The sequence below is a fragment of the Micrococcaceae bacterium Sec5.7 genome (genome assembly GCA_039636785.1).
In the GTDB taxonomy this organism is placed as follows: domain Bacteria; phylum Actinomycetota; class Actinomycetes; order Actinomycetales; family Micrococcaceae; genus Arthrobacter.
Window position 1 is genome coordinate 2,090,704 of sequence record CP144169.1, and the last position, 25,333, is coordinate 2,116,036.

The window sequence follows — 25,333 nt, forward strand, 5'->3', positions numbered from 1 at the left end:
CCGGCCTTTTTGGTCCGTTCACGGGGAGCCCCGGAAGGGCTTAACCGGGCAGGGACTTAGCCGCGGGTGAGGCGGCGGTGCGTGACACGGTGCGGCTTGGCCGCGTCCGGGCCCAGACGCTCCACCTTGTTCTCCTCGTAGGATTCGAAGTTACCTTCAAACCAGTACCACTTGGACGGGTTTTCCTCGTCACCTTCGTAGGACAGGATGTGGGTAGCCACCCGGTCCAGGAACCAGCGGTCGTGCGAAACCACCACGGCACAGCCGGGGAATTCGAGCAGCGCGTTCTCCAGGCTGCTGAGGGTTTCGACGTCGAGGTCATTCGTGGGTTCGTCAAGGAGGAGCAGGTTTCCGCCCTGCTTCAACGTGAGCGCAAGGTTCAGGCGGTTCCGCTCACCACCGGAGAGCACCCCGGCCTTCTTCTGCTGGTCCGGGCCCTTGAAGCCGAAGGCGGCAACGTAGGCGCGGGACGGCATTTCAACGTGGCCCACCTGGATGTAGTCATTTCCGTCGGAAACAACTTCCCACAGCGTCTTGTTGGGGTCGATGCCGCCGCGGCTCTGGTCCGCATAGGAGATCTTGACGGAATCGCCGATCTTCAGCTCGCCGCCGTCGAGGGGCTCAAGCCCCACGATGGTCTTGAACAGAGTGGTCTTACCCACACCGTTGGGGCCGATGACGCCCACAATGCCGTTGCGGGGCAGGGTGAAGGACAGTCCGTCAATCAGCGTGCGGTCCTCGAAGCCCTTCTGCAGGTTCTTCGCTTCCAGGACCAGCCCGCCCAGGCGCGGGCCCGGCGGGATCTGGATTTCCTCGAAGTCGAGCTTGCGGGTGCGGTCAGCCTCGGCAGCCATTTCCTCGTAACGGGCAAGGCGCGCCTTGGACTTGGTCTGGCGGCCCTTTGCATTGGAGCGGACCCAGTCCAGTTCCTCGGTAAGGCGCTTGGCCTGCTTGGCGTCCTTTTTGCCCTGGACTTCCAGGCGGGCGCGCTTCTTCTCCAGGTAGGTGGAGTAGTTGCCTTCGTACGGGTAGAGGTGGCCGCGGTCCACCTCGGCGATCCATTCGGCGACATGGTCCAGGAAGTAGCGGTCGTGAGTGACGGCGAGGACGGCGCCGGCGTAGCTGGAGAGGTGCTGTTCCAGCCACAGCACGCTCTCAGCGTCGAGGTGGTTGGTGGGCTCGTCAAGCAGCAGCAGGTCAGGCTTCTGCAGCAGGAGCTTGCACAGTGCTACACGGCGGCGCTCACCACCGGAAAGCAAGGTGACGTCGGCTTCAGGCGGCGGGCAGCGAAGTGCGTCCATGGCCTGCTCGAGCTGGGAGTCAAGGTCCCAGGCATCGGCAGCGTCAATGGCTTCCTGCAGTTGGCCCATTTCTTCCAGGAGCGTGTCGTAGTCCGCATCCGGGTTGGCCATTTCCTCGGAGATCTCATTAAAGCGCTGGATCTTGCCGATGATTTCACCAACGCCTTCCTGGACGTTGCCGAGAACTGTCTTTTCCTCGTTAAGGGGCGGCTCCTGGAGCAGGATGCCCACAGAATAGCCGGGGCTGAGCCGGGCCTCGCCGTTGGACGGAATGTCCAGGCCTGCCATGATCTTGAGGATGGTGGACTTGCCGGAACCGTTGGGACCGACTACGCCGATCTTCGCCCCAGGGAAGAACGACATGCTTACATCGTCGAGGATGAGTTTTTCGCCAACGGCCTTTCGGGCATTGGTCATTGTGTAAATAAATTCCGCCATGCCTCCAAATCTACGGGGTCAGCGCAGATAACTCACATTCGGGGTGTCAGAGCGGAGACCCCACAAAACACTTGCCGCTGGCCAATACGGGCAGAACCGTCACCATAACGCCGCCGTCGCGAATCTGGCCGACCACACAGTCCTTGCCGTGAAGTGCTGCGGCTTCGATGGCATCCACCTCCAGGCCTGTGGGGGTGCGGCTGACCGAAACCTCAAGTGAGGCGGCCGGTAAGCCCGCACCTGTCAGGGCATCCGTCACCAGGATCTGGCTGGGTTTCGGGTTGCCGGCGGCCACTTTGCGGAGCGCGTCGGTGACGGTTTGTTTGAGTTTGGCTGTGGCCGGGTTTTCCGAGGGAGCGGGGGCAGATGTCGAAGCCGAAGGCGCCGCCACACTCTGGCTGGACGCAGGCGGGGATGCCTCATCCGCTGTGGATGCCTGTGGCGACGCGGAAGTCTGGCCTTCACCCGCCGCCGCAGAGCGAGACTCCGGTGACGGCTCGCCGTTTCCGCCGGTGCAGGCAGCCACTGCACCAAGAAGCAGAATCGCCGCCGTGAGATGCGAAGCGATTCGGGCAGGGAACCTGTTGGTGCTCTGCCGCTGCGGTGTCTTCGCCTGTTTCACCTTGCCATTCTGCCATGCGGCACCGCCGGCGGGACGGTGCCGCGGATGCGGCAGCCTGGACCCCCGTCAGGCCGCGGCTCCGGTCAGTTCGCCGGTCTCCGAATCGACCTCAAGGCGGTCTCCGGTCTTATCGTCCACGAAAATCCCCGGTGACTCGTCCCGGTCCTCGGCTCCGTGGTCATCTGCGGAATCCGGTCCGCCGTCCGCATTTTCCCGGGTCAGGCCCTCTGCCCCGTCGGCGGAACCGGCCTGCCCTGCCACTGGCTGGGACGAGTTCGAGGCCATCCGGGTGAAGTTGGCCGAACCCCACATAAGGTCGTGGCCGACTGATTCGGCGTCGATCTCGGCCACATGGTAGATCCGGCCTTCCTTTTCCCAGCTCCGCATCTTCAGCCGGCCCACGATGATGACCCGCTGGCCCTTTTTGATGCTGCAGCCAATGTTTCCGGCCAGCTGGCGGTAACCCTGGACGGTAAACCAGTTGGTGTTGCCGTCCACCCAGGTGCTGGACGCCCGGTCGAAGCGCCGGTCGGTGGAGCCGAGCCGGAAGGACGCGGTAGCAACCCCGCCCGGTGTCGTCGAGCTCTTGATCTCCGAGGCCACGAAGCCGCGGACCGTAATGTTGTCACTCATCTTGGTGTCCTGTCTCGAATTGTCATGCCCTAGCAGGCACGTCCAGCTTCGCGCCGTCAGAGGCCGGCCGGTAGAAGCGAATTTCCCTATGTGGAAAACCCTGCGCCGACTGGCCTGTGGAGGACGGGTGAAGCCGGTGCGGCCACCAAGACAGCGCCCGGGCGCAAGGCAATGTAGACTTTTTGAGGCGCCCGGCATCTGCCTGCGGACGCCACGTGCCCCAGTAGCTCAGGGGATAGAGCAGCGGCCTTCTAATCCGCCGGTCGGGGGTTCGATTCCCTCCTGGGGCACTCAAGTGGAATGGTCGGGACTGCGACCCCTTCAAGGGGCTCGTGTCCCGGCCGGACCACCCCTCGAGAGGACAGCAGCAATGAGCCTGATCCGGCTGCAGGACGTAAGTGTTCGTTTCGAGAACTCGCAGATCCTACGCGAGGCGTTTTTCCGGCTGGAACCCGGCGACCGTGTTGGCCTGATCGGGAAGAACGGTTCGGGAAAGACCACAATTCTCAAACTGGTGCTCGGCCAGGAGTCAGCGGACACCGGAACCGTCACCGTGGAGCTCGGGACCAAGGTTGGCTACTTTTCACAGTTCTCCGAACTCGACGGCGAAACCACCATCACCGAGGTACTGAACGCCCTGTTCATTGAGATCCAGGCCATCGAAGCCGAACTTGCGTCGATTGACGCGGCCATCGCCACGGATCCCGCCGACAGCGGTGAACTCGACCGGCTGGTCCGAAGGCAGTCAGAGCTGTTCGAGGACATGGAGCGGCTCGATGGCTGGGACTACGGGCGCCGCATCGACAAGGTGCTGACCACGCTGGGCTTCAGCGAGGCTCACCGCTTCTGCGCGATCGATGAACTGTCCGGCGGCTGGCGAAACCGCGCGGCTCTGGCGAAGATCCTGCTCGAGGCCCCGGATGTGCTGCTGCTGGACGAACCCACCAACTATCTGGACGTGGCCGGTGTCGAGTGGCTCGAAGGGTGGTTCCGGGACTTCCGCGGCGCCGCAATCATCGTCTCGCATGACCGGAGGTTCCTGGACAGCGTGGTCACGCGGATCATTGAGGTGGAAAACTTCCACCTCAATGAGTATCCGGGCAACTTCGGCGAGTACGTGATTCAGAAGCAGTTCCGTCTCAAGACCCTTGAGCAGCAGTTTGTGCATGAGTCCGAGCTGCTGGCCTTTGAGGCGGAAGGGATCGCCGACCGCCGGGAGGCTGCGAAGGATGCCAGCCGGAGCCTCGGGAACCAGCTGGCGAAAATCAAAAAGGCCCGTACGCCGCGGCCCGTGGACAAGATCATCACCGAGATCTACGGCGGCCTTCACGTCAAGGACGCGCTGTGCCGGGTCGAGATGCTCGGCAAGTCGTACGGTGATAAAACGCTGTTCACAGATCTGAGCTTCGAGATCAGGCGGGGCAACCGGATGGTGGTCCTTGGCTCCAACGGCAGCGGAAAAACAACCCTGCTGCGGGTACTGGCGGGAGAAGAGCAGGCCGATTCCGGTGAGGTGATCTGGGCCAAGGGCACGGCCGTGGTCTCGTACAACCAGGTCCTGGACGAGCTCGACGAGAACGACACCGTCACCCATGCCGTTAACGCCATGCCCGGCAGCCTCGCTTTCACCGCGACACGCAAGTCAGTGAACAGGTTCCTGGCGATGTTCCAGTTCTCCGAGGCAGACCTCAAGCAGAGGATCGGCAACCTGTCCGGCGGGCAGCGCGCGCGGGTGGCAATGGCCCAGTGTCTGCTCTCGGGTGCCTCGGTACTTCTTCTGGACGAACCCACCAACCACCTTGACATGTCCAGCACACAGGTGATGGAGCGGGCGCTGCTGCACTTCCCCGGGGCTGTTGTTGTGGTTAGCCACGACCGCTTCTTCAGCGACAAAATCGCGAACCGGCATCTGGTCTTCGGAGCCGATGCCGCCCGGCCCGGCGAAATCGACGTGCGCGTCGCCTAACAGCGAGTCGCCTGGGGTAGCTCGCTTAAAGCGGTCGGGGCCCGCACCGCTGATGTGGTGCAGGCCCGATTACTTGGGGCGCAGGCCCCGGCCGTGACGTAGCGGGGGCCCGCGGTCTGAATCAGGAGGCCCTGCTGCCGGGCTTCATCGGTCAGGCGTGCGGCAGAACCAGTTCCGCGTAGCGCTCCTTGATGGTGGCCAGTACGCCGTCCCCGTCGGCGTCCCAGATCTCCTGATTGAAAATTTCCACTTCGATGTCGCCGGTGTAGCCGGCATCCCGCACCCAGGTCCCGATCGTCGCGAAGTCAATATCGCCGTCGCCCATCATTCCCCGGGAGAGCAGTGCATCGGCAGCAATCGGCAGGTTGAAATCGCATACCTGGTAGGAGGCGATCCGGTTTTCCCGGCCGGCGCGTTCGATCTGCGCCCTCAGTTCCGAGTCCCCCAGACGTGGAAGGTATCGACGGCGACGCCTACTGCCCGGTCGCTGTACGGCGCCGCGAGATCGAGCGCCTGCCCTAGGGTGGAGATCAGTGCGCGGTCCGCCGCATACATGGGATGCAGAGGTTCCAGGACAAGCCTGATGCCGTTTTCGACGGCAAACGGCACCAGATCCCCGAGCCTGTCCGCCATGCGCTGGCGGGCAGCCACCACGTCCTTCTCCCCCGGAGCCAGGCCGCCGACCACCAGGAACAGTTCCTGGGTGCCAAGCGCCACGGCTTCAAGGATGGCGGCACGGTTGTCCGCGAGCGCTGCTGCCTGGCCGTCGGCGTCGGCTGCAGTGAGGAAGCCGCCACGGCACAGCGAGGAGACTCGAAGTCCGGCGTCCCTGATCAGCTTTGCCGCCTTGTCCAGTCCTGTCTCGGCCACGCGGTCGCACCAGGGCCCGATGGCCGGGATACCGGCCCGTGCGCAGCCGTCCACGGCCTCGGCCAGGGTCCACTTTTTGGTGGTGGCGCTGTTCAGGGACAGCCGTGAAAAGTCGCTCATACTCCCACTCCGTTGATTCGCAGGTAGTCCGACATCCGGAAAGCGGCGAGCGCAGGATCCTTGAGCAGTCCTGCCTGGTCCGCCAGTTCGAAAGTCCTTGCCAGATGCACCACGGACCGGCCGGAGTGCAGCCCGCCCACCATCTGGAAGCCCGGCTGCTTACCGTTCAGCCAGGACATGAAGGCGATGCCGGTCTTGTAGTAGAACGTGGGGGCGCTGAAGATGTGCTTGCCCAGTTCCCGGGTGGAGTCCAGGATGGCCCGTCCCTTGGCGGAGTCGCCGGCGTCGTAGCTCTGCAGGGCTGCTGACGCGGCCGGGTAGATCGCCGCGAAGATGCCCAGCAGGGCATCCGAGTGGTGGGCGCCGTCGCCGTCGATCAGTTCGGGGTAATTGAAATCGTCACCCGTGTATAGGCGGACGCCGTCCGGCAGTACGGCCCGGAGCGCCACTTCGTGGCTGGCATCCAGCAGCGAGACCTTGACTCCATCCACCTTGCCCGCATTTTCCCGGATCAGAGACAGGAACGTTTCGGTGGCCTCGGAAACATCGTCCGAGCCCCAGTATCCGGCAGGCGCGGGATCAAACATGGTGCCGAGCCAGTGCAGGATCACCGGCCGGTCCACTTCCTGCAGCAGTGCGGAGTGGACCCGCAGGTAGTCGTCCGGCCCGCTGGCTACCCTGGCCAGTGCACGGGAATCCATCAGGATGATCTTCGCTCCAGAGTCGCTGACGACGGCTATCTGCTCGCGGTAGGAGTCCAGCACCGCCGTCAGTCCTGCTTCGCCGGACGGCAGCGAATCGATGTCCAGCTGGTCCGTGCCCGCACCGCAGGACACCAGGTCGCGGACAGACTTGCCGGCCGTCGCAGAATTTCCGCCGGCAACCACCGATGCAGCTTCAACGCCCGTGCGTTTGATGAGCTGCTGGGTCGCGGCCCAGTCCAGCCCCATGCCGCGCTGCGCGGTGTCCATGGCATCGGCAACGCCCAGCCCGTAGGACCACAGCTCGTGGCGGTAGGCCAGCGTGGCCGCCCAGTCGAGGCGTGCAGGCGCCCACGGCGTGTTGTCGGCCGTGACTTCCGGGATCACATGCGCCGCGGCATACGCGTGGCGGTGGGTGATCGGGGCACTGGGCCTGGCCCAGGATGTGCCGCCCCGGAGGCGGTATTCCCGGGTGCCGCCGTCGTTCGTGGGAAGGATCAGGGAAGTCATCAGAGCGTGATCTCCGGGATATCGATGGTGCGGCGCTCGGCCGAGGACTGGAGTCCAAGTTCTGCGAGCTGGACACAGCGGGCTGCGGAGAGCAGACCGAAGCGGTGTTCCCGGCCGGCGACGACGTCGCGCAGGAATTCCTCCCACTGGAGCTTGAAACCGTTGTCCAGTTCGGCATTCGCCGGAACTTCCTGCCACTGGCTGCGGAAGGACTCGGTGACGGGCAGGTCAGGGTTCCAGACGGGCTTGGGCGTGTGGGCACGCTGCTGCGCAACGCGCTTGTTCAGCCCGGCGACGGCGGAGCCAAGGGTTCCGTCGATCTGGAACTCAACGAGTTCGTCGCGGTAGACGCGGACGGCCCAGGAAGAGTTGATCTGTCCGATGACGTCGTCGCCACCCGGGGGTTTCGAGTTCGAAGATTCCATACGAGGCGTCGTCCGCAGTGGCGTTGTATTCCTTGCCGGCTTCGTCCCAGCGCACAGGGATGTGGGTGGCGGTCTTGGCGTTGACGCTCTTGACCTTGCCGATGATGCCTTCCAGGACGCAGTTCCAGTGGCAGAACATGTCCGTGGTCATGCCGCCGCCGTCTTCCTTGCGGTAGTTCCAGGACGGGCGCTGCGCAGCCTGGACGTCGCCTTCGAAGACCCAGTAGCCGAACTCGCCGCGGATGGAAAGGATGCCCGAAGAATCCTTCGTCCACTAGGCGTCGCAGCTTGACCAGACCCGGCAGGTACAGCTTGTCGTGCACAACGCCGGCGGTCACTCCCGCCCGGGTGCCGATCCGGGCCAGCTCGATGGCTTCCTCAAGGGTTTCCGCTGTGGGCTTCTCGGTGAAGATGTGTTTGCCGGCCATCATGGCCTTCTTCAGCGTGGCGGCGCGCAGGCTCGTCATGGACGCGTCGAAGACGACGTCGACGGTGGGGTCATTGATGACGGAATCAAGGTCCGTGGTCCATTCGGATACCTTGTGCAGTTCTGCCAGCTAGCGGATCCTGGCTTCGTTGCGGCCCACCAGGATGGGTTCAACCTGGACCTTGGTGCCGTCTTCGAGCGTAAAGCCGCCGGCATCGCGGATGGGAAGGATGGAGCGCAGCAGATGCTGGCGGTACCCCATGCGGCCGGTAATGCCGTTCATGGCGATGCGGATCGTCTTTGTTTCGAAGCCCATGTGTCCTCCACGGTTGGTGAGCAATGCTCGTACTGGATTGGGAAAGCGCGTTCCCACCTGCATTTATCATGCATGTTCCGGCGCGTCATGGCAAGCGCTTTCCGAAAATCCGGGAAAACTGCCATACTGTGGGCATCGCTGAGTTCCCTGAACAGGAGATGTCCGTGGCTGCAAGTACCCTCACCGAGGTGGCCCGGCTGGCCGGAGTTTCGCCAGCCACTGCCTCCCGTGTCCTCAATGGTTCCGCGCGCAAGCCGGGGCAGGACATCGCTGACCGTGTACGGGAGGCCGCCGAATCACTGGGATACATTCCGAATGCCCAGGCACAGGGGCTGGCGAAATCCAGCTCGGGACTGATTGGGCTGATCGTCCATGACATTGCCGATCCCTATTTTTCCGCCATTGCCCGCGGCGTGCAGGATGCAGCGCGGGAACAGAACAAGATGGTGCTCCTGGCCACCACCGCCGGCGGACCGGCCGATGAGCAACAGGCTGTGGCTGCCTTTGCCGCACGCCGGGCAGACTCCATCGTTATCGCAGGATCGCGCTCGTCCCGGAGCGAAGACCAGGAAAGCAACGTTGAGCTCGCGGCGGAACTTGACCGGTACTGCCGCAATGGCGGCCAGGTGGGCGTTGTGGGACATGCGATCGTGGGGGCTGGGGTTACTGCGGGTTACCACGTGGTGGCGGTCCCGAACGAAGAGCTGGCGTCCGGGCTCGCCCGTGAACTTGCCGCACTTCATACCGGGAGATTTGCGATCATCGGCGGGCCGGAAGGGCTCTTTACCTCGGATGACCGTATCCGCGGCTTCCAACGTGGTCTGGCCGAGTCAGGGCGGACAGCCGCGGAAGTCCTGCGCAGTGGGTTCAACCGCGCCGGCGGATACGAAGCCGGACTGGCACTGGCGGGGCGCATCAACGCTGAAAAAACCGGCTCCGGGCGGCCCGCCGCAGGCTCGGACGCCGGTGGCCCGGATACCGGCGGCGCCGAAGCCCGCAACGCCGCACGCCTGTGCATATTCGCGGCCAACGACGTGATGGCCATCGGCGCAGCTGCTGCACTCCGCTCGGAAGGCCTGCGCATCCCCCGCGACGCCTTGATCGCCGGATTCGATGACATCGAAACCCTCCGGGACTTCCGCCCCGCGCTGTCAACGGTGCGCCTTCCGCTGGAGGAGATCGGCAGGCTTGCCACGCGCAGCTCCGCCAGCCCAGGGACGGACGACGACGGCGTCCCCCCCGCAACGGTGGCCGGTCAGGTCACGCTGCGGCGAAGCACGGAACCCGCTTCCTAGTGGTCCCGGGGTGGCTTGTGAAAAAGTGAAATATCCGACTTCGACCACGCGGACGAACAGGTCGGCCGGGTGCGCGGGCGAGGACGAAAGGGCTGACTGCCGGCCTTTCGTGACGCGATGCTCTTCAAGACCGCGCACGCCTTCGGTCTGCGCCGCAACGAGGCGCGGATGCTCGATGTGGTGGACTTCGGCCGCGACCCCCGGGGCCCGGAGTTCGGGGAGTATGGCGTCCTCTACGTCCGCCACGGCAAGGCGAAGAAGGGCTCCCCGCCCAAGCGCCGCAGCGTGCTGACGGTCTTCGACTGGTCGGCGAAGATCCTGCAGCAATGGGCCGAGGAGGCCCGTCCGCTGTTCCCCACCGCCGGTCCCGGAGCCTTATGGCCCGCGGAACGCTCCTCACGGGTGGGCTTCACCCAGATGAACACCCGCTTCTGCACCTACCGGGACAGCCTTGGCCTGGATCAGGGTCTGGATTTTCATTCGTTTCGGCGCTCCTACGTCACGCACCTGATCGAGGACGGCTAGGACGCCCGGTTCGTCCAGGAACAGGTCGGCCACGAGCACGCGTCCACCACCTCGATCTACACCTGCGTCTCCTCTGACTTCCGCACCCGAACTCTCCGCAGGACCCTGGACGCCACGATGGAGGCCGCCCTGCGGCCAGTAAGGAAACCCTGATGAAACGTCATGTCAGTTACCAGTGGCGGCTGCGCGAGGTGATGGCCACCCGCGGGATCTTCACTGCCTCGGATCTGTCCCCCCTGCTGGCCCAGCGCGGCATCGAGCTGTCCTCGATGCAGGTCTGGCGGCTGGTCACCCAGATCCCCGAGCGGCTCTCGCTGCCGGTCCTCGCCGCGCTCTGCGACATCCTGGAGGTGACCCCCGCGGAGCTTATCGCCACCGGAGCGGAGGCCGTGACACCGCGCCGCACGGCCGGCGCGGGTGCCGAGGTCGTGGACCTTGCCGCCACCATCCGGCCCAAGCGGGCCAAGATCACCCCCGAGCGGTGAGCCCCGCCTACGACACCCGCGAGAAGTATGAGCGCTGGCATATACGCATCTGTGCCCGCTGCGGCCGACAGGCCGCGAAAGCGGCGAACTGGTCGGACGGCCCGATCTGCCGGACCTGCTTCGACAAGGCCACACGCACACATGGATCCTGCCCCGGCTGCCGGAGCGAACGGCTGCTGCCGGGCCGCGACGCCTCAGGGATGCCGGTCTGCCGGGACTGCGCAGGGATCACCCGCGACTTCTCCTGCGACCGCTGCCGCGTTGAAGGACCCCTGCTCGCCGGACGGCTCTGCCACAGATGCACCCTCACCGACCGGCTCAGCGCGCTCCTGGATGACGGCACCGGCCGCATCCACCCACCCCTGGCAACACTGTTCGACCCAATGCTGACGATGCAACGGACCAAAAGCGGGCTTGCCTGGCTGACCCGCGCTCAGCCACTGGCCCTGCTGCAGGACCTCGCCAAAGGCCGGCTCGCCCTGACCCACGAAGCGTTCCAGCAACTACCGAACTGGCGGACCGCCGCCCACCTGCGCGACATATTCATGCAGTGCTGGGTCCTGCCCGCCGTCGACCGGCAACTCCTGCTCTTCGAGAGATGGCTCACCGGGCACCTGGCCGCCGCCGCCGACCCCGGACACACCCGGGTGCTCCACCGCTTCGCCACCTGGCACCAACTCCGCAAACTACGGGCCAAAGCCGGCAAAGGACTGCTGGGCAACTCTCCGGCATACGCGGCCCGGCAGCAGCTTATCCAAGCCGGTTCCTTCCTGACCTGGCTCACCGTCCGTGGCGCTCTCCTCGAACACTGCCGGCAACCCGACCTCGACGCCTGGCACAGCGGGAAATACGCCGCCCCCCGACCCGGCAAGACCTTCCTGAACTGGTGTATGAAGACCGGACGGATGCCCGCCCTGACCGTTCCTGTCCGGTCCACGGGAAACCCGGCCCCGATGGGGCAGCATCACCGGATCGCCGCTCTCCGGCACCTGGTCACCGACGAGACCGTGCCCCTACGCTCCCCCATCGCCGGCTCATTGATTCTGCTCTACGCCCAACCGGTAAGCCGGATCGTCCGGCTCACCATAGACGACATCCTCCACGACGGGGACCACACCCTGCTGCGCCTCGGTGAACCGCCGACTCCGGTTCCAGAACCGCTGGCCGGGCTACTGCGGGCATACCTCGAAGACAGGCCCAACATGACCACCGCCGCCAACCCGGCCTCCCGATGGCTCTTCCCCGGCCGCCGGGCCGGGCAAGCCATGGACCCGGGAACCCTCCGCGATCTGCTGCAGAAAATCGGTATCCCGGCCCAGTCCGGCAGAACCGCAGCGATCCGACAACTCGTCCTCCAGATGCCGCCGCCGGTGGTGGCCCAGGCCCTCGGTTACACCACAACAGCACCACCAGGATCGCAGCAGAAGCCGGATCACCCTGGAGCGGATACGCTCCCGGCGACCACAGCCGATAACAACTCCCGCAACACCGAGCCATTCCCAGCCGCGACAAAGTCAGCCACTCCCATCGACAGACTCCTTAGAAAATCCGAAGAATACCGACTACTCAATCAACGGTCATTACCAGTCCCGACCCCAGGGGACTGACTGCTCGGCGCGCTGCTGGCGTGGCCGCTGTTTCGACTCCTCAAGCCATATAAGCAACCTATGGTTGCGCAAGAAGGGATCCTGGGCTATGGTGATGTGCAACCAAACGTTGCAGAAAGCGGGAAACCCATGGAGTTCGGAAGCATTGAGCGCGAGATCTACGTCGACGCGGCTCCTGAGATCGTCTTCGAGGTGATAAGCAGTCCCGAGCACATCCGGGAGTGGTGGAACGGTGCGGAGACCGACCTGTCGCCGACCCCGGGCGCGGTCGCCGAGATCGCGTGGGGGAGGGACACGGCGGAGCCGCACATCCAGCCGCTCACGGTCGTCGACGCGGAACCGCCTCGCTTGTTCTCGTTCCGGTGGGTCTACGAGGGCGCAGCCGTGGCGACCCCCACGAACTCGCTGCTGGTGACCTTCGAGCTCGTCCCGTCTGGAGCGGGCACGGTGGTCCGGCTCACAGAGACCGGCTTCCGGGAGAAGGGGTGGGAGATCGCGGTGCTCGAGGCGGCGTACGCCGAGCACGTGAAGGGCTGGGACATCTTCGTGCCCAGCCTCGGCGACTACGTCACCCGGCTGGTGTCGACGCCATGAGCGTCGCCGTCGACGACGACCTGTGGTCCGCGATCGGGGACCCGACCCGACGCCGGATGCTCGACCTCCTGCTCGCCGAGGGTGCCGGCACGGCCACCACGCTCAGTGAGCGGTTGCCGGTGACACGTCAGGCCGTCTCGAAGCATTTGGTGGTCCTGGACCGCGTGGGCCTGGTTCACGTCACGCCCGCCGGACGCGAGCGGCGCTACCAGGTGGACGAGGCTCAGCTCGCCCGCGCGGTGGCCCAGCTCGCGGACGTCGGGGCGACCTGGGACGCCCGCCTGCGGCGGATCAAGCGGATCGCCGAGGCGATCGAGCGCGGCCAAGAAAAGTAATCCAATCCAATAGCAAACAATATGCGAGACGGGGAATCGAAATGGTGGACATACTCCATAGAGTCGGGATGAAGTCGGCGTCACTGGACGACGTGTATGCGGCCCTGACCACGCTCGAAGGCCTGTCGGGCTGGTGGGCGACGGACACGAAGGGCCAGACCGATGTCGGTGGGATCCTGGAGTTCCGGTTCGAGCCCGGCGGCTTCGACATGAAGGTGCTCGAGTTGAATCCCGGACAGAGCGTGCTCTGGGAAGTCACCGACGGGCCGGCCGAGTGGATCGGTACGACGGTGCGGTGGGACCTCAAGCAGGAGGGCGACTACACGATCGTACTGTTCGCCCACGAGGGTTGGAAGGAGCCCGTCGAGTTCATGTACCACTGCAGCACCAAGTGGGCGACGTTCCTGGTGAGCCTCAAGCAGCTCGTAGAGACGGGTACCGGCGCACCCGAGCCGTACGACCTCAAGATCTCCGACTGGCACTGAGGGCGCCGTCCAGGCCCACGAGGAACATTGGAACGAAAACCATCGTTACCGGACGCCTTTGATGATCATTCGGGGCCGGTGCTCGGCAGCCTGTCCGGGATTCGGATCCGGAACCAACAGAAACTACACGGCAACAAGCAAAACGGATTCCACCTCTCCTTGACGCACACCGTTTTTCAATAGGGACAAACGCTGGAGGCATCCCGTTGATGCTTAACAGCAGGTTCCCGCCGTGAACGAGAATACCTGGCAGTTCCCTTGACCACCACGCATTATGGCCCCAAGCAACTTCCCGTTGTGCAGGGCCTTGACCCCGGTGTCGGCGGACTTGGCTTTGAGGCCGCGAGGACCGCTGTCATGAAATACATCGACGGGCTGGTACAAGCGCCGCCGACCCAATCGACGGGCCGGCGGCCAACCACCGGCCACAGCCCTTGCGGCTCACCTGACCCGCGGCCAGGAACCCCTGGCCGCGTAAACCAAATCAACTACGAAACTGTCTCAAAAGCTTGACGACCGCAGAACTCCTTCGTGTCCTCCAAGGTGGTGGCCGCCCCACACCGCTTGGCCGGGCCCTCGCCGAATACGGACGCATCGCGAAAACCATCTACCTTCTCGCGTACCTAGACGACGACAGTTACCGACGCCGTATTCTCACTCAACTCAACCGCACCGAAGGCCGCCACGCACTCGCCCGCGACGTCTTCCACGGCCAACGAGGACAACTTCGCCAACGCCATCGAGAGGGCCAGGAAGACCAGCTGGGCGCCCTCGGACTCGTCGTTAAGGCCATCGTGCTCTGGAACACCCGATACATCGACGCCGCCTTCCAACAACTCCGCACCGAGAACTTCCCCATCAACGACGAGGACCTCAAACGGCTTTCACCCCTCGGCCACGACCACATCAACATTCTTGGCCGCTACCGCTTCAGCACCCAAGACGTCCCAAAAGGTCGCCTCCGACCCCTCAGAAACCCCAACACCGCCGACTAGCCAGGGCCTTAGCGCACGCTTTCGGTCCATTACCACTCAGACCCCAACCCCAAGTGGGTCCGGCCGAGGCTGCGTCAACCGACAGCGATTAGAACATCCGCTGACCCATCAGGATGGTGCACCTCAACGTCAGGCGGCGGTGGCGGGCCGTGCCAAGCGCGGGTCGTCACGCGGCGCTATGCCAGCGTGCCGAGCCAGGTCGTCACCGCATACAACGCGACGTAGGTCCCTACCGCCACCGTGAGGACTCCGAGCAGGCGCCACTGCCAGCGCCGCACCCCGGCGATGCTGCACTGATCGCGCCGTCGCAACGCCAGCCACACGAGCAGGACTATGACGGCGAGCCCGCCGAGGCGGAACCACCAGGCGTAATTGCCGTATAGGTCGGTGGCCCACGCGAACGCGGTGCCGGCGCTGACGATGCCGAGCAGGGCGAGCACGGTTGGGCCGACGCAGCACAGGATGCCGACCACGCCGCCGGTGAGGCCGATCCGCCACATCGGCAGCCGGTCCGTGCGAATCCGCGAGCGGGTTTCCTTCCCGCTGCCGGTACTCACCGGTCACCTCGAACCATGGTCGGCAACCGTTCGGGGTGACGTGCTTGGCGGCGGGATCCGTTCCCGGGTGCCGGAGACGAGGACAGCGAGCAGCAGGAGGATAGCCAACGGGTAGAAGATCGGCCGCAACGGCAGCACGAGAGGCAGCAACGTCGCCGCCACACCGCTGCCCAGCACGAGCAGGAAGGTCGGCACACAGCAGGCCAAGCCCATGAGGAACGCGGGCAGCACGGCGAGAGCCCTGCTGTAACCGGGTCGCCGACAAGAGACTGCGGTACGCGCTGAGTTGGCCGCAACAGCAATGTTGCAACCGACCAGAGCGGCAAGGACAGCACCGAGGACGATGTTGACCGGGCTGACAAACACCGCGAGCTGTGGAATCGGGTGCACGACGAGCACCGGCTCGAACAGGTACGGCGCGCGGATTCGCCACAGCGACGCCGGCGCGGTCTGGATGACTGGAGCGTGGTCCCAGTCTCCAGACAACGACACCGCCAGGTCACCGATCGCGATGAGGTAGAGCACCAAGGTCACCGTGGCCGCCACCAGACCGACGCGCCGATCGCGCCGCACCGCGAGAGCGGCGAGGACCTTGCGCGGCGTGGACACGCCCGCGGCGATCACGCTGTCCCAACTGGTGCCGACCCGGGCGACGGCGTGCAGCAGCGGGTTCACGGCAGCACCTCGGTGTGCGGGTAGAAGGCATACCAGGCGAACCACATCGCGTCGAGGTAATCCGCCGCCTCCCACCGGCCCTCTACCTGCTGTTCGACGAGGGCGGTATCGAGCTGGTTGTCCCAGTGCGCGCGCACCCGGGTGCCTCCGGACTGGGTTTCGATGGCCTGGACGCGCCGGAGGTGGTCTTTGTGGATGGCCAGCCTGCCGTCGCCTGCGCGCACGCCGACCACGACGTCCTTGGCGGCGAAGCGGTGATCCCGCGCTTGCACGGGAAAGATCGGTTCGCCGCTGGCGTAATAGCCGCTCCGTCGGGGGTAGGAGCCGTAGGGGTCGGTGCCGTAGCTCCGCAGGAACCCGGTGTCGGCTGAGAGCACCTTGGTGTTTGGGTGAGCGTTGCGCCAGGCATTCCACGTCGTCCACACGAGCGGCTCCGTGGACAACCGGTTGCCCTTCAGCGGGCCCGTGATCGCGGTTCCCAGGATCTGCAGCCACTGCGAATCGGTCTGTCGGTCGTACATGAGCAAGTTCGAGTTGACGAGATTGCCGGTCGTGCCGAATGTCAACTTCTGCCCGGGCGGGCTGTGGTAACCGACCGCCGTGCCGGTCAGCGGGCAGTACGTGATCGACAGGAGCTGATCTCCCACGGCGTCGTTGACGATCTCGTGCCAGACCAGAACCAACTGGGGGTACGCCCGGATTTCACCGCCATAGTCCAGGCCGAACACCGGTTGATCCCCGGTCAGGAAGTCCGCGCCGGCAGCGGAGACGAACCGCGGCCGATCAATGGCCGGGATCCCATCCTTGCCCGGACCACCCGACACCACGGCGCCCGCCAGCCCCTCCAATGACGTTGGGTCGGAAGGCGCGGTCTTCCGATCCGGAGACGACAAGATCTGCCAGACCACGGCTGCCCCACCACCCACGGCGGCGACCCCGCCGAGCACGGCGAGGCCCTTGAGCACCTGACGGCGACTCGGACTCGGTTGAGTTTCCACAGCCAAACATCCCCACCACGCCTTGCACCGCGGAATCCACCACCGCGATCGCTACAACCCCGTTATTTCATTATGCCACTCGCGTGTCGTGGAGGAGCGCCGACTGTCGCTCTGCTGACATGGTCAGCGACTGAACTCCGACGCCGCGTTCATCGAGGGTGGTGACAATGTCAATCAGATCGCGGAGGTTTCGTCCGAGACGGTCAATTTTCCAGATGACAGGGGTGTCGTCTGGCCGGAGGTCCTTCAGGCAAAGGTTCCATTGGGGGCGGTCGGCTTTGGTGCCGGTTGAGGTGTCTGTGTAAATCTGGCCCTTCGTCTCTAAGCGTGGTTAGGTGATTTCTTCCGGTACGGGCGGTGGCCACCGGCGGCGAGTAGATTCCTGATTCTGTAGTTTTCGAAGTTCCGGAATCCGCGTGCGATGCGGCGTGTGGTTTCGATGACGCCGTTGATGGATATCTGGAGCCGTCGCCGGTGGATGCGGTGTAGTTGTTGGGGTTCTGTGTCGGTGACATGTCGCTGACACGGTCGTATTCGTGATCAGGTCTGGGGTTGTTGGGCAGCGGCGCGTTCTTTCCCCAAGACCACGGCGAGTCGGGCCCGAAGTGCTTGGTTCTCGTTGCGGAGCGTTCGGACTTCGCTGCGGAGGGTGGCGAGAAGCTCGTCGCGGGAGCCCTGAGACATCCGCTCAGTGGCCGGCTGTCGACGGGCGATGGTGCGGGCGGGATCGCGGAGCCGGTTGATCTCTTCGCGCAGTTCAGTGTCGCGGTAGAGCAGTGCCCGGGAGACACCTGCTGCCTTGGCGACGGTGGCGTAGTTAATGGCGGAGCCCTCTCGGTCGCCCGGGAAAGCCAACTGCGCGGCGAGGAAGCGGTAGGGTGCCGGATCATCGAGAGCGCACCACCGACAACGTGGGCCCGGATGCCCGGCCAACTACCAGGGCTAATGCAAAGTCGTGGGTAGCGGGTTGATTCTGGCGAGTTTGAGGGCTCGGTTGGCGTTTCTGGCGGTGTGTCTGGTGGCTTTGGCGATGTTGCTGGTTTTGGCTATTCGGTAGAGACTGATGGCGAGGTTTCGCAGGGATGCCATGAGTCTCGGGGCGTTGCCTGTACGGATCTGGGATTTGTCTTCCAGATACGTGACGTCTCGGGTCCAGTGGAGCTGGTTCTCTATCGTCCAGTGCCCGCGGATCCAGGTGTTGAGGTCGGCGGCGCTGGCTTTGTCGGCCGGCAGGGATGTGATCACATAGACGGTCTCAACACGCCACTTCCTGCCGCCGAGTGTGCGGGATCCGCGGGTGATCCGGGCGGCCTGGGCCGCATGCGGGAACAGTATCCCGGCCTCGATCGTGACGACTTTGATGGCCCTGCTGCCAGTGCGGCCATGGCTACGATATTGGTGCCGGTTCCCTACCGGCACCTGCTCCCACGGCAGCGACTTCAATTGCCGCTGCAGACTCCTCTGGTTGCCCTTGACGCAAAGGACATAGTGCGCGCCACGGGTATGGAGATACTGCGCATGGGCGCGTTGGGTATGCATCGCATCTGCCGTAACCACAACACCGTCCAGGTCGTTGAACGTCTCCAGGAGGGTGGTAAACATGGTGATCTCATTCGTCTTGACGCCCACGTCAACTTGCCCCAGAACAGTGCCGGTGGCGTGGTCCACGGCGGCCATCAAATGCACCCGGGAGCCGCCACCATTCTTCGCTCCACGGACTTGACGCCGCGCAGCGGCCAAAGGCCGGGGCGGCAGACCTCTACCACGGAACGCTGAAACTGTTTCTGGCCGCCGGCTTCGAAGTGGTCAGCAGCTCGGTTCCGGGGCGCGCCGTCGTCCGGCTCAACGCACAGGAACCCCCGGTGCGTTCAATCGGTCAGCAGCGCGCCAGCACTGCCCGCCCCGGATGATCCGGGTTTTCTACGGCAGCGTCAGTACCACCGGACCGTCAACCGTGATGGCCACCGTGTGCTCGCTGTGCGCAGCCCGCCGGCCGCTGCCGGAGCGGAGGGTCCATTCGTCGACGTCGTGGTAGTAGTCGTCCTTGCCGCCCAGGATCAACATCGGCTCAATGGCGATCACCAGGCCTTCAGCCAGCTTGATGCCGCGCCCCGGCCTGCCGTCATTGGGTACCGGGGGTTCGGCGTGCATGGTGCGGCCGATCCCGTGGCCGCCGTGGTCGGCCAGCAGGCCATAGCCAGCGCGACGCGCAGCACCGCCGATCGCGTATGCGAGGTCGCCCATCTTGTTGCCGATCCTGGCTGCATCGATTCCCCGGGCCAAGGCTGCATCAGTGGCGTCAATGAGCGCCTGGTCCACGGGATCCGCCGTGCCCACGATGAAACTCACTGCGGCGTCTCCGCACCAGCCTTCAAGGAACGCACCGCAGTCAACGCTGAGCAGGTCCCCGTCCTGAAGGCGGTATCCGTCTGGGACACCGTGCACCACGGCATCGTTCACGCTGGTGCAGATAACGCCGGAAAACGGCACCGATGCCCAGCTCGGGTGGTAGCCAAGGAACGCGGGTGTGGCGCCGGCGCCGGAAATAGAGTCCGCAGCAACGGTATCCAGCTCCCTCAGGGACACCCCGACGGCGGCCGCCTCGCGGACAGCGGCCAGGGTGTTCGCCACCACGCGCCCGGCTTCGCGCATCAACGCGATCTGGTCAGGGCTTTTGATCATGGACATTTTGGTACCTCCGGAAGCAGTTGATGGTTCCGCCTGCGCGCAAGCTACGGGCGGAGCAGCGTTCTGCTTCCCACTCTAGAACGGGGCCGGCGCGGCCGCACGGCTGGATACAGTTGACGCATGGCCAACAACGAACTTGTCGCCGCGATCCGCACGCGCCTCAGGGCAGTTGCCGATCCGGGCCGGGCTGCGGCCGGGCAGGCCTACATGAAATCCTCCATGCTATCCCTGGGCGTCCGCGTTCCCGAGGTACGGAAGATCGCCAAGGCTGAAGCCGTGGCCCAGCAATTGGCGTCACCGGAGGAACTGCGGGCCGTTGTGCTTGAACTCTGGCGAGGGGCAGCGTTTCGTGAAGAGCGCTATGCGGCAATCGATCTCACCGGCCTGCGTCTGGCCTCACACGATCTGGACATGCTTCCGGTCTACGAGGAGATCATCCGCACCGGGGCGTGGTGGGACTTCGTGGACGGCGTGGCACACAGGATCTGCGGGCTGCTGCAGGCCCACCGGACCGGGCTGACGCCGGTTCTGCAGGCGTGGAGCACAGACCGGGATTTCTGGATCAGGCGGGCTTCCATCACCTCGCAGTTGGCCGCGAAGTCCGAAACGGACACGGTTCTGCTGGCCCACGTGATTGAGGCGAATCAGGCGGACAGTGAGTTTTTCATCCGCAAGGCCATCGGTTGGGCCCTGCGCGAGTATGCCAAAACAGACGCCGGCTGGGTGGCTGCATTCGTCTCTGCCCACGAATCCCTCAGCCCGCTCTCCCGCCGGGAAGCGCTGAAAAACCTGCCTGTCAGATGACCGGACGGGAAGTGACCGGCTGGTCCGACTTATTGAAGAGCAGTTTGGTCCGGGGGTCCAGGAAAATCAGGTACAGGGCAAACAGCAGCGCGATGATCGCGGCCCCGTTGCGTGCTAGGGCCAGCGCCAGGCCCAGGTCCTCCGTCTGCAGGTAGGGGAAGACCTCCAGCTGGTCGGAGATGGCGTAGACCATAAAAAACGACACCAGGAAGTACAGCGCCTTGACCTGCCAGTCGTCGCGGATTCCCGTGACGGCAAACAGCGGGATGAGCCAGACCACGTACCAGGACTGGATCATCGGGGCCAGGAATACGACGGCGGCGAACGCCAGCGTGAGCCGCCGCATGAGGCGGTCGTGCCCACCCTTGAAAATCTGCCAGGCGACAATACCCACGGCAAGTAGCTTGCCGGCGTCGTAGACCCATTTGGCGAGGCCCCAGCCGTCCAGGCCGAACGCGTTGGCGATGGAAGCGACGATCAGGCCCACGAGTCCAACCGGGGCGTACCAGATCCAGATGCTGCCGGGGGCGGAAAGCCCGTTGATCCAGCCGAAGCCAAAACCGTTGACGAGGCTCATGGCATACAGGAGAGCGAGGGTGATGCCTGCGGTGAGTCCCCAGAACACGAATTTCCGCGGCCAGCTGGCATTCTTACCTGCCCAGAGGAGGCCGATGAACGGCAGAAAAACAATAGTGATGGGCTTGACCGAGATGGAGAGTGTCACCAGCACAATACCCAACACAACGCGCTTGGTGGCGCAGTAGTACAGCCCTGCGAGTGCCAGGCCGATCATCAGTGCATCGTTGTGCACGCTGGCAATGAAGTTGGTGAGGAAGAGCGGGTTGGCGGCCGTCAGCCAGAGTGCCCGGTGCGGATTAACGCCGTGGAGTTCTGCCAGTTTGGGTACATAGATGATGCACAACACCACACCAATCAGCGCCGCCAGCCGGAACAGCATGATGCTGGCCTCGGGGTGCACATGGGTGGTCCAGACCACAAACTGCTCGATCCATAAGAAAAGCTGGCCGTAGGGCACCGGGGCCTCGGTCCACATCTTGTCCGCACCGAGCTGGAAGTAGTTGGACAGCGCCGAAATCCCGTTTTCGTAGGGGTTGAAGCCCTCCACCATCAACCGGCCCTGGCCTATGTAGGCGTACACGTCGCGGCTGAAGAGCGGCACGGTGAACATCATGGGCAATCCCCACGCCACCACGGCCTGCAGCATGGCCTTGCGTGCTTCCGGACCCCAGACCCGCACGCGCTGCCCCAGCCGGAGCCACGCCCGGACCAGCAACATTCCGCCGATCGCCAGCAGCACGATGGACAGGGCCACGCCCACAGCCTCGGTACGCATCCAGATAAAGAGCGGCATCCGCCGTAGTTCGGACGCGGGCGCCAGCCAGCCGACCCCCAAGGATCCGATCATCATAAACACCGAGCCGATGAATCCGGCGATGAGCGGGGACCGCGCGTTGTCCACCTCGGCCGGAGCCGGATCCAAGGAAGTAGCGGCGGCCATATCCCCCGTTGCTGGCACAGGCGCCGTCATCTCAGGATCGTCCAATCTGTTGTGTGGCGTGCGTCCACCCGGGATGGCCGGGCGAACCGGCCGGAGTGGGGCGCGACGACGGAAAACGCGCCGCCGCGTACCCGAAATCCTAACACCGGACCGTTCCGCCACAGCCAAACGGTAGGCTGGGCGGGTGCCTATATCTAACGAACGCATCGTCTGGATCGACTGCGAAATGACCGGCCTGGACTCCAAGAATGACGCCCTCATTGAGGTGGCTGTCCTCGTGACGGATTCAGAGCTCAATATTCTCGGTGACGGTGTGGACGTCGTCATCAAGCCCGATGATGCCGCGCTGGCCCAGATGAACGATTTTGTCCGGGACATGCATACACGCTCCGGCCTGCTCGAAGAGCTTCCCCACGGCAAGACCATGGCGGAGGCCGAAGCAGCCGTTCTTGAATACATCGAGAAGTGGGTTCCGGATCCCCGCAAGGCGCCTCTCGGCGGCAATTCCGTGGGGACCGACCGCGTGTTCCTGGTCCGGGACATGCCCGCGGTGGTGGAGCACCTGCATTACCGGATCATCGACGTCAGCACCATCAAGGAGCTCTCGCGCCGCTGGTTCGCCCGGGCCTACTTCCAGGCACCGGCGAAGCACGGCGGACACAGGGCCCTCGGCGACATCAAGGATTCCATTGATGAGCTCCGCTACTACCGGGAGGCCGTTTTTGTGCCCGCCCCCGGCCCGGACAGCGCCACAGCGCAGCGGATCTCCAAGCGGATCTCCGCCCCCGCTGAAGCGGCGGTGGATCCGGCAGCCGTCCAGACAAACCAGTAATTTGCGCCACGTTTGAGGGAAATTTCGGCAAAAACCGCAAAAGTGGCAAAAGTACCCCCGAACAGCAGGTAAACTATTTGTCGTTGCCTTTTCAGACAGCCGGTTCGCCGGAGGCCCTGGCAGGCACATGGTGGGCGTAGCTCAGTTGGCAGAGCGCCTGGTTGTGGTCCAGGAGGTCGCGGGTTCAACCCCCGTCGCTCACCCTTGCAGGACGGCATTAGCTGCCGCTCCGAAACAAAGGCCGCACCGGATATCCGGTGCGGCCTTTGTTTGTTTTCGCACTATTGCCGGCTCTTACCCGCAAGCACCAAAGGAACCACCTGACATGACCGTTCTGCCGATCACCATCTGGGGCGAACCGGTGCTGCACCGCCGGGCTGCTGAAGTCGAAGAATTCGATGACGAGCTCCGCATTCTGATTTCCGACATGTTCGAGACCAATGCGGCAGCCAACGGCGTAGGCCTCGCCGCACCGCAGGTCGGCGTGGGCAAACGGATCTTCATCTACAAGTTTGTCAACGAAGACGGCGCCCCGCCCATCGGCGTCCTGGTGAACCCTGTCCTGACGCTCTCCAAAGTCTCCGGGGCGCTGCCGGATCCGGACGAGGAAGAGGAAGGGTGCCTGTCCTTCCCCGGTGGCCAGTACCCGCTCAAACGCGCCGAGTGGGTAAGGGTGCAGGGTTTTGATGGCTTGGGCCAGCCTGTGGACTTCGAAGCAACAGACTGGTTCGCGCGCATTATCCAGCACGAATTCGACCACCTGGACGGCAAGCTGTACGTAAACCGCCTGATGGACCGCTACGCGCGCAAAGCCATGAAGCAGGCGAAAAAGAGCGGCTGGGGCGTCCCTGGGCTGACCTGGATGCCCGGCGTCGATCCCGATCCGTTCGGACACTGATTCCATGACTCGCCATGAAGCAACGCCTGACCACAGCGCGCTGTTTGAGCTGCTGGACATCCGGCCCGCGGACCGACCTGGCTGCGCCGGGCTGCTTGATTCCCCCGCCGGAGCTGAAGTGCGGCGTGCTCTCGCGGCCCTCGAGCTGCGCCTGGGCAGTTTTGCCACGTCCCCTGCTTCGGATGAAGGCATTTCAGCGGAGTCGTGGCTGGAGGCCCATCTGCGTTTCGCGCCGCGCGTCCCCGAATGGCATGCCGCTCTGGGCATTCCCGGTGAGTTGTCTAAAGCGATCCTCGCGGACGTTGGCCGCCAGCTGGCCATTCACCGCCGGGTTCACGGCGCGTTCGGACTGGACACCTGGTCCTGGCTGACACTGCACATGGCCGGCAACATCTTCCAGCTGGGCCGGCTGCAGTTCCATCTGATCCGGAAGAATACGGAAACACCGTGGGCCCGGGCCGGGGAATGGCTGTTGGGCTTGCACATTCCGGAGCTCACTGGTCCGCAGGCAAGCCTCGCACCTGCCCAGGTGGACGAGAGCTTCTTGATGGCCCGGGACTTCTTCGCCGCCTATTTCCCGGACAAGCCCGTCACCACCGCAGTGTGCTCGTCCTGGATGCTGGACCCGTATCTGGCGTCCGCATTGCCGGAAAGCAACCTCGCGGCTTTTGCCCGGCGGTTTGAACTGGACAAGTGCACCGATGCACCCGAAGACGCCGTGTACTTCACCTTCCGTCAGCGGGGCCTGGACCGCCTGTCGGCGCTCCCCCGCGAAACGTCACTGCAGCGCGTGGTGCTGGAGCGGATTGACGACGGCGGCACCTGGCAGCTGGGGCACGGCCACCTGACGCTCAGCGCGGAATAAGGGTCTGCTGCCCCGGGCAGGAATCCAGGATCCGCTTCATGGCATCCTTCTCGGCCTGGGTGACCCAGAGCCGGTAGGCCGCCTTCACCGAAATCTGGCGGGCCACGTAATGACAGCGGAACGCCTTGTTTTTCGGCAGCCAGGTCGCGGCGTCCGAAGCGCTTTTCTGCTGATTGGCCGGGCCGTCTGCGGCGATCAGGTTGAGAGGATCGTTGGCCAGGCTCTGACGCTGCTGCGGCGAGAGCAGCTGGGCCCCTTTCTGCCAGGCATCGCCGAGGGCAACTACATGGTCAATCTGGACTGCCCTGCTGCTCTCGGCACCCCGCTCGAACGAAACAACCTTGCCCGTGTAGGGCTCGTGGAACGTCCCGGAGGCCACGCGGCATTTTGATCCCTCGGTGAAGACCGGAGTGGAGAGATCGCGGCGGAGAATGTCGTTGCGTGTGTCGCAGCCGTTGCGGTCCACGTCCAGCCAGGCCTGGCCGAAGGCCGTTCGCTGGTAATTGTCCTTTGGCGCCCTGCCCTTGACCGGAAGCGCCTCCAGGGCTGCTGCGGCGGCGCCCTCCGGCACAGGCTGTACGGACGCGACTGCCTTCATCCAGGTGCGGTCAAGCACCCGCATCTCGCTGGGCCCGGTGATCGGCGGTTCTGCTGCCGCAAACTGGCCGGCCGTGAAGAACCACGTAACGCCGGCGATGGCTGAGAGTACCAGCGCCAGCAACACGGCCCAGGCCTGCCGGGACCGGCGTCTGGCACGCCGATATGCCGTCCAACTGATGGTCATGGTTTTCCCGCTCTACTGGATTTATGCCGCACCAGATGAGCTTAGGTCAGACCCCCGACGCTC

Annotated in this window: 25 protein-coding genes, 2 tRNA genes and 2 pseudogenes; 15 read left to right on the forward strand and 14 right to left on the reverse strand. The window is 64.5% G+C overall.

The window, feature by feature from the left end; all coding sequences use genetic code 11:
- Positions 1 to 56 precede the first annotated feature (56 nt).
- From ettA to V3C33_10005, 3 genes are all read right to left on the reverse strand, one after another.
- Entirely contained in the window at positions 57 to 1,739 is a 1,683-nt protein-coding gene (gene ettA, locus V3C33_09995) for an energy-dependent translational throttle protein EttA (protein ID XAS69543.1), read from the reverse strand.
- Positions 1,740 to 1,785: 46 nt separating this feature from the next.
- Positions 1,786 to 2,361, reverse strand: a complete 576-nt coding sequence (locus V3C33_10000; GenBank protein ID XAS69544.1) for a hypothetical protein — start codon at positions 2,359 to 2,361, stop codon at positions 1,786 to 1,788.
- A 66-nt stretch (positions 2,362 to 2,427) separates the two neighbouring features.
- Positions 2,428 to 2,994, reverse strand: coding sequence for a single-stranded DNA-binding protein (locus V3C33_10005; protein XAS69545.1), 567 nt, complete (start codon positions 2,992 to 2,994; stop codon positions 2,428 to 2,430).
- Positions 2,995 to 3,211: 217 nt separating this feature from the next.
- Between V3C33_10005 and V3C33_10010 the strand changes: the two genes are divergently transcribed.
- Together V3C33_10010 and V3C33_10015 are read left to right on the forward strand one after the other, a co-directional pair.
- Positions 3,212 to 3,284, forward strand: a tRNA-Arg gene (locus V3C33_10010).
- A gap of 80 nt (positions 3,285 to 3,364) precedes the next feature.
- The gene (locus V3C33_10015; GenBank protein XAS69546.1) at positions 3,365 to 4,960 is read left to right on the forward strand and encodes an ABC-F family ATP-binding cassette domain-containing protein; all 1,596 of its coding nucleotides are present in this window, start codon (positions 3,365 to 3,367) and stop codon (positions 4,958 to 4,960) included.
- Positions 4,961 to 5,111: 151 nt separating this feature from the next.
- Here V3C33_10015 and V3C33_10020 read toward each other — a convergent pair.
- From V3C33_10020 to V3C33_10030, 3 genes and pseudogenes are all read right to left on the reverse strand, one after another.
- Positions 5,112 to 5,950: pseudogene (locus V3C33_10020) on the reverse strand (sugar phosphate isomerase/epimerase).
- Positions 5,947 to 7,161 carry a dihydrodipicolinate synthase family protein gene (locus V3C33_10025; GenBank protein XAS69547.1) on the reverse strand — a complete coding sequence of 405 codons (1,215 nt, stop codon included), beginning with the start codon at positions 7,159 to 7,161 and terminating at the stop codon, positions 5,947 to 5,949. Before V3C33_10025 ends, V3C33_10020 begins: the two are co-directional and overlap by 4 nt.
- A pseudogene (locus V3C33_10030) lies at positions 7,161 to 8,329 on the reverse strand (Gfo/Idh/MocA family oxidoreductase). The gene V3C33_10025 and the pseudogene V3C33_10030 overlap by 1 nt, the downstream one beginning before the upstream one ends.
- Positions 8,330 to 8,493: 164 nt before the next feature.
- On the opposite strand from V3C33_10030, the gene V3C33_10035 reads away from it, so the two are divergent.
- From V3C33_10035 to V3C33_10070, 8 genes are all read left to right on the forward strand, one after another.
- A complete protein-coding gene (locus V3C33_10035; protein ID XAS69548.1) occupies positions 8,494 to 9,624 on the forward strand; it encodes a LacI family DNA-binding transcriptional regulator in 1,131 nt (376 codons plus the stop codon).
- A 117-nt stretch (positions 9,625 to 9,741) separates the two neighbouring features.
- Positions 9,742 to 10,149, forward strand: coding sequence for a site-specific integrase (locus V3C33_10040; GenBank protein ID XAS69549.1), 408 nt, complete (start codon positions 9,742 to 9,744; stop codon positions 10,147 to 10,149).
- 152 nt (positions 10,150 to 10,301) lie between these two features.
- The gene (locus tag V3C33_10045) at positions 10,302 to 10,634 is read left to right on the forward strand and encodes a helix-turn-helix transcriptional regulator (protein ID XAS69550.1); all 333 of its coding nucleotides are present in this window, start codon (positions 10,302 to 10,304) and stop codon (positions 10,632 to 10,634) included.
- Positions 10,631 to 12,241 (forward strand): hypothetical protein, encoded by a 1,611-nt coding sequence (locus tag V3C33_10050; GenBank protein XAS69551.1) that lies wholly within the window; start codon positions 10,631 to 10,633, stop codon positions 12,239 to 12,241. Before V3C33_10045 ends, V3C33_10050 begins: the two co-directional genes overlap by 4 nt.
- A 60-nt stretch (positions 12,242 to 12,301) precedes the next feature.
- Positions 12,302 to 12,835 (forward strand): SRPBCC domain-containing protein, encoded by a 534-nt coding sequence (locus tag V3C33_10055; GenBank protein ID XAS69552.1) that lies wholly within the window; start codon positions 12,302 to 12,304, stop codon positions 12,833 to 12,835.
- A complete protein-coding gene (locus V3C33_10060; protein ID XAS69553.1) occupies positions 12,832 to 13,170 on the forward strand; it encodes a metalloregulator ArsR/SmtB family transcription factor in 339 nt (112 codons plus the stop codon). The genes V3C33_10055 and V3C33_10060 overlap by 4 nt, the downstream gene beginning before the upstream one ends.
- Positions 13,171 to 13,238: 68 nt before the next feature.
- Positions 13,239 to 13,655: an SRPBCC domain-containing protein gene (locus tag V3C33_10065; protein XAS69554.1), complete on the forward strand. Its 417-nt coding sequence runs from the start codon at positions 13,239 to 13,241 to the stop codon at positions 13,653 to 13,655.
- 509 nt (positions 13,656 to 14,164) lie between these two features.
- Entirely contained in the window at positions 14,165 to 14,650 is a 486-nt protein-coding gene (locus V3C33_10070; protein ID XAS69555.1) for a Tn3 family transposase, read from the forward strand.
- 176 nt (positions 14,651 to 14,826) lie between these two features.
- Here V3C33_10070 and V3C33_10075 read toward each other — a convergent pair whose 3' ends face one another.
- The 6 genes from V3C33_10075 to map form a co-directional block, all read right to left on the reverse strand.
- Positions 14,827 to 15,207 carry a hypothetical protein gene (locus V3C33_10075; GenBank protein ID XAS69556.1) on the reverse strand — a complete coding sequence of 127 codons (381 nt, stop codon included), beginning with the start codon at positions 15,205 to 15,207 and terminating at the stop codon, positions 14,827 to 14,829.
- 3 nt (positions 15,208 to 15,210) lie between these two features.
- The gene (locus V3C33_10080) at positions 15,211 to 15,882 is read right to left on the reverse strand and encodes a hypothetical protein (protein XAS69557.1); all 672 of its coding nucleotides are present in this window, start codon (positions 15,880 to 15,882) and stop codon (positions 15,211 to 15,213) included.
- The gene (locus V3C33_10085; protein ID XAS69712.1) at positions 15,879 to 16,880 is read right to left on the reverse strand and encodes a DUF3179 domain-containing protein; all 1,002 of its coding nucleotides are present in this window, start codon (positions 16,878 to 16,880) and stop codon (positions 15,879 to 15,881) included. Before V3C33_10085 ends, V3C33_10080 begins: the two co-directional genes overlap by 4 nt.
- A gap of 540 nt (positions 16,881 to 17,420) precedes the next feature.
- Entirely contained in the window at positions 17,421 to 17,813 is a 393-nt protein-coding gene (locus tag V3C33_10090; GenBank protein XAS69558.1) for a DUF6262 family protein, read from the reverse strand.
- Positions 17,814 to 17,822: 9 nt separating this feature from the next.
- Positions 17,823 to 18,557, reverse strand: a complete 735-nt coding sequence (locus V3C33_10095) for an ISAs1 family transposase (GenBank protein XAS69559.1) — start codon at positions 18,555 to 18,557, stop codon at positions 17,823 to 17,825.
- Between the two features lie 243 nt (positions 18,558 to 18,800).
- The gene (gene map, locus V3C33_10100; GenBank protein ID XAS69560.1) at positions 18,801 to 19,568 is read right to left on the reverse strand and encodes a type I methionyl aminopeptidase; all 768 of its coding nucleotides are present in this window, start codon (positions 19,566 to 19,568) and stop codon (positions 18,801 to 18,803) included.
- A gap of 120 nt (positions 19,569 to 19,688) precedes the next feature.
- Here map and V3C33_10105 point away from each other — a divergent pair, with 120 nt between their 5' ends.
- Entirely contained in the window at positions 19,689 to 20,372 is a 684-nt protein-coding gene (locus V3C33_10105; GenBank protein XAS69561.1) for a DNA alkylation repair protein, read from the forward strand.
- On the opposite strand, the gene mptB is transcribed toward V3C33_10105, so the two are convergent.
- The gene (gene mptB, locus V3C33_10110; GenBank protein ID XAS69713.1) at positions 20,365 to 21,891 is read right to left on the reverse strand and encodes a polyprenol phosphomannose-dependent alpha 1,6 mannosyltransferase MptB; all 1,527 of its coding nucleotides are present in this window, start codon (positions 21,889 to 21,891) and stop codon (positions 20,365 to 20,367) included. The genes V3C33_10105 and mptB overlap by 8 nt on opposite strands.
- 184 nt (positions 21,892 to 22,075) lie before the next feature.
- Here mptB and orn point away from each other — a divergent pair, with 184 nt between their 5' ends.
- The 4 genes from orn (at position 22,076) to V3C33_10130 (ending at position 24,486) form a co-directional block, all read left to right on the forward strand.
- The gene (gene orn, locus V3C33_10115) at positions 22,076 to 22,723 is read left to right on the forward strand and encodes an oligoribonuclease (GenBank protein ID XAS69562.1); all 648 of its coding nucleotides are present in this window, start codon (positions 22,076 to 22,078) and stop codon (positions 22,721 to 22,723) included.
- Between the two features lie 130 nt (positions 22,724 to 22,853).
- Positions 22,854 to 22,926, forward strand: a tRNA-His gene (locus tag V3C33_10120).
- Positions 22,927 to 23,048: 122 nt separating this feature from the next.
- On the forward strand, positions 23,049 to 23,621 hold the full coding sequence (gene def / locus V3C33_10125; GenBank protein ID XAS69563.1) for a peptide deformylase: 573 nt from the start codon (positions 23,049 to 23,051) through the stop codon (positions 23,619 to 23,621).
- A gap of 4 nt (positions 23,622 to 23,625) precedes the next feature.
- Positions 23,626 to 24,486 carry an acyltransferase domain-containing protein gene (locus V3C33_10130; GenBank protein ID XAS69564.1) on the forward strand — a complete coding sequence of 287 codons (861 nt, stop codon included), beginning with the start codon at positions 23,626 to 23,628 and terminating at the stop codon, positions 24,484 to 24,486.
- Here V3C33_10130 and V3C33_10135 read toward each other — a convergent pair.
- On the reverse strand, positions 24,473 to 25,270 hold the full coding sequence (locus V3C33_10135) for an HNH endonuclease family protein (GenBank protein XAS69565.1): 798 nt from the start codon (positions 25,268 to 25,270) through the stop codon (positions 24,473 to 24,475). The genes V3C33_10130 and V3C33_10135 overlap by 14 nt on opposite strands.
- Between the last annotated feature and the right edge of the window lie 63 nt (positions 25,271 to 25,333).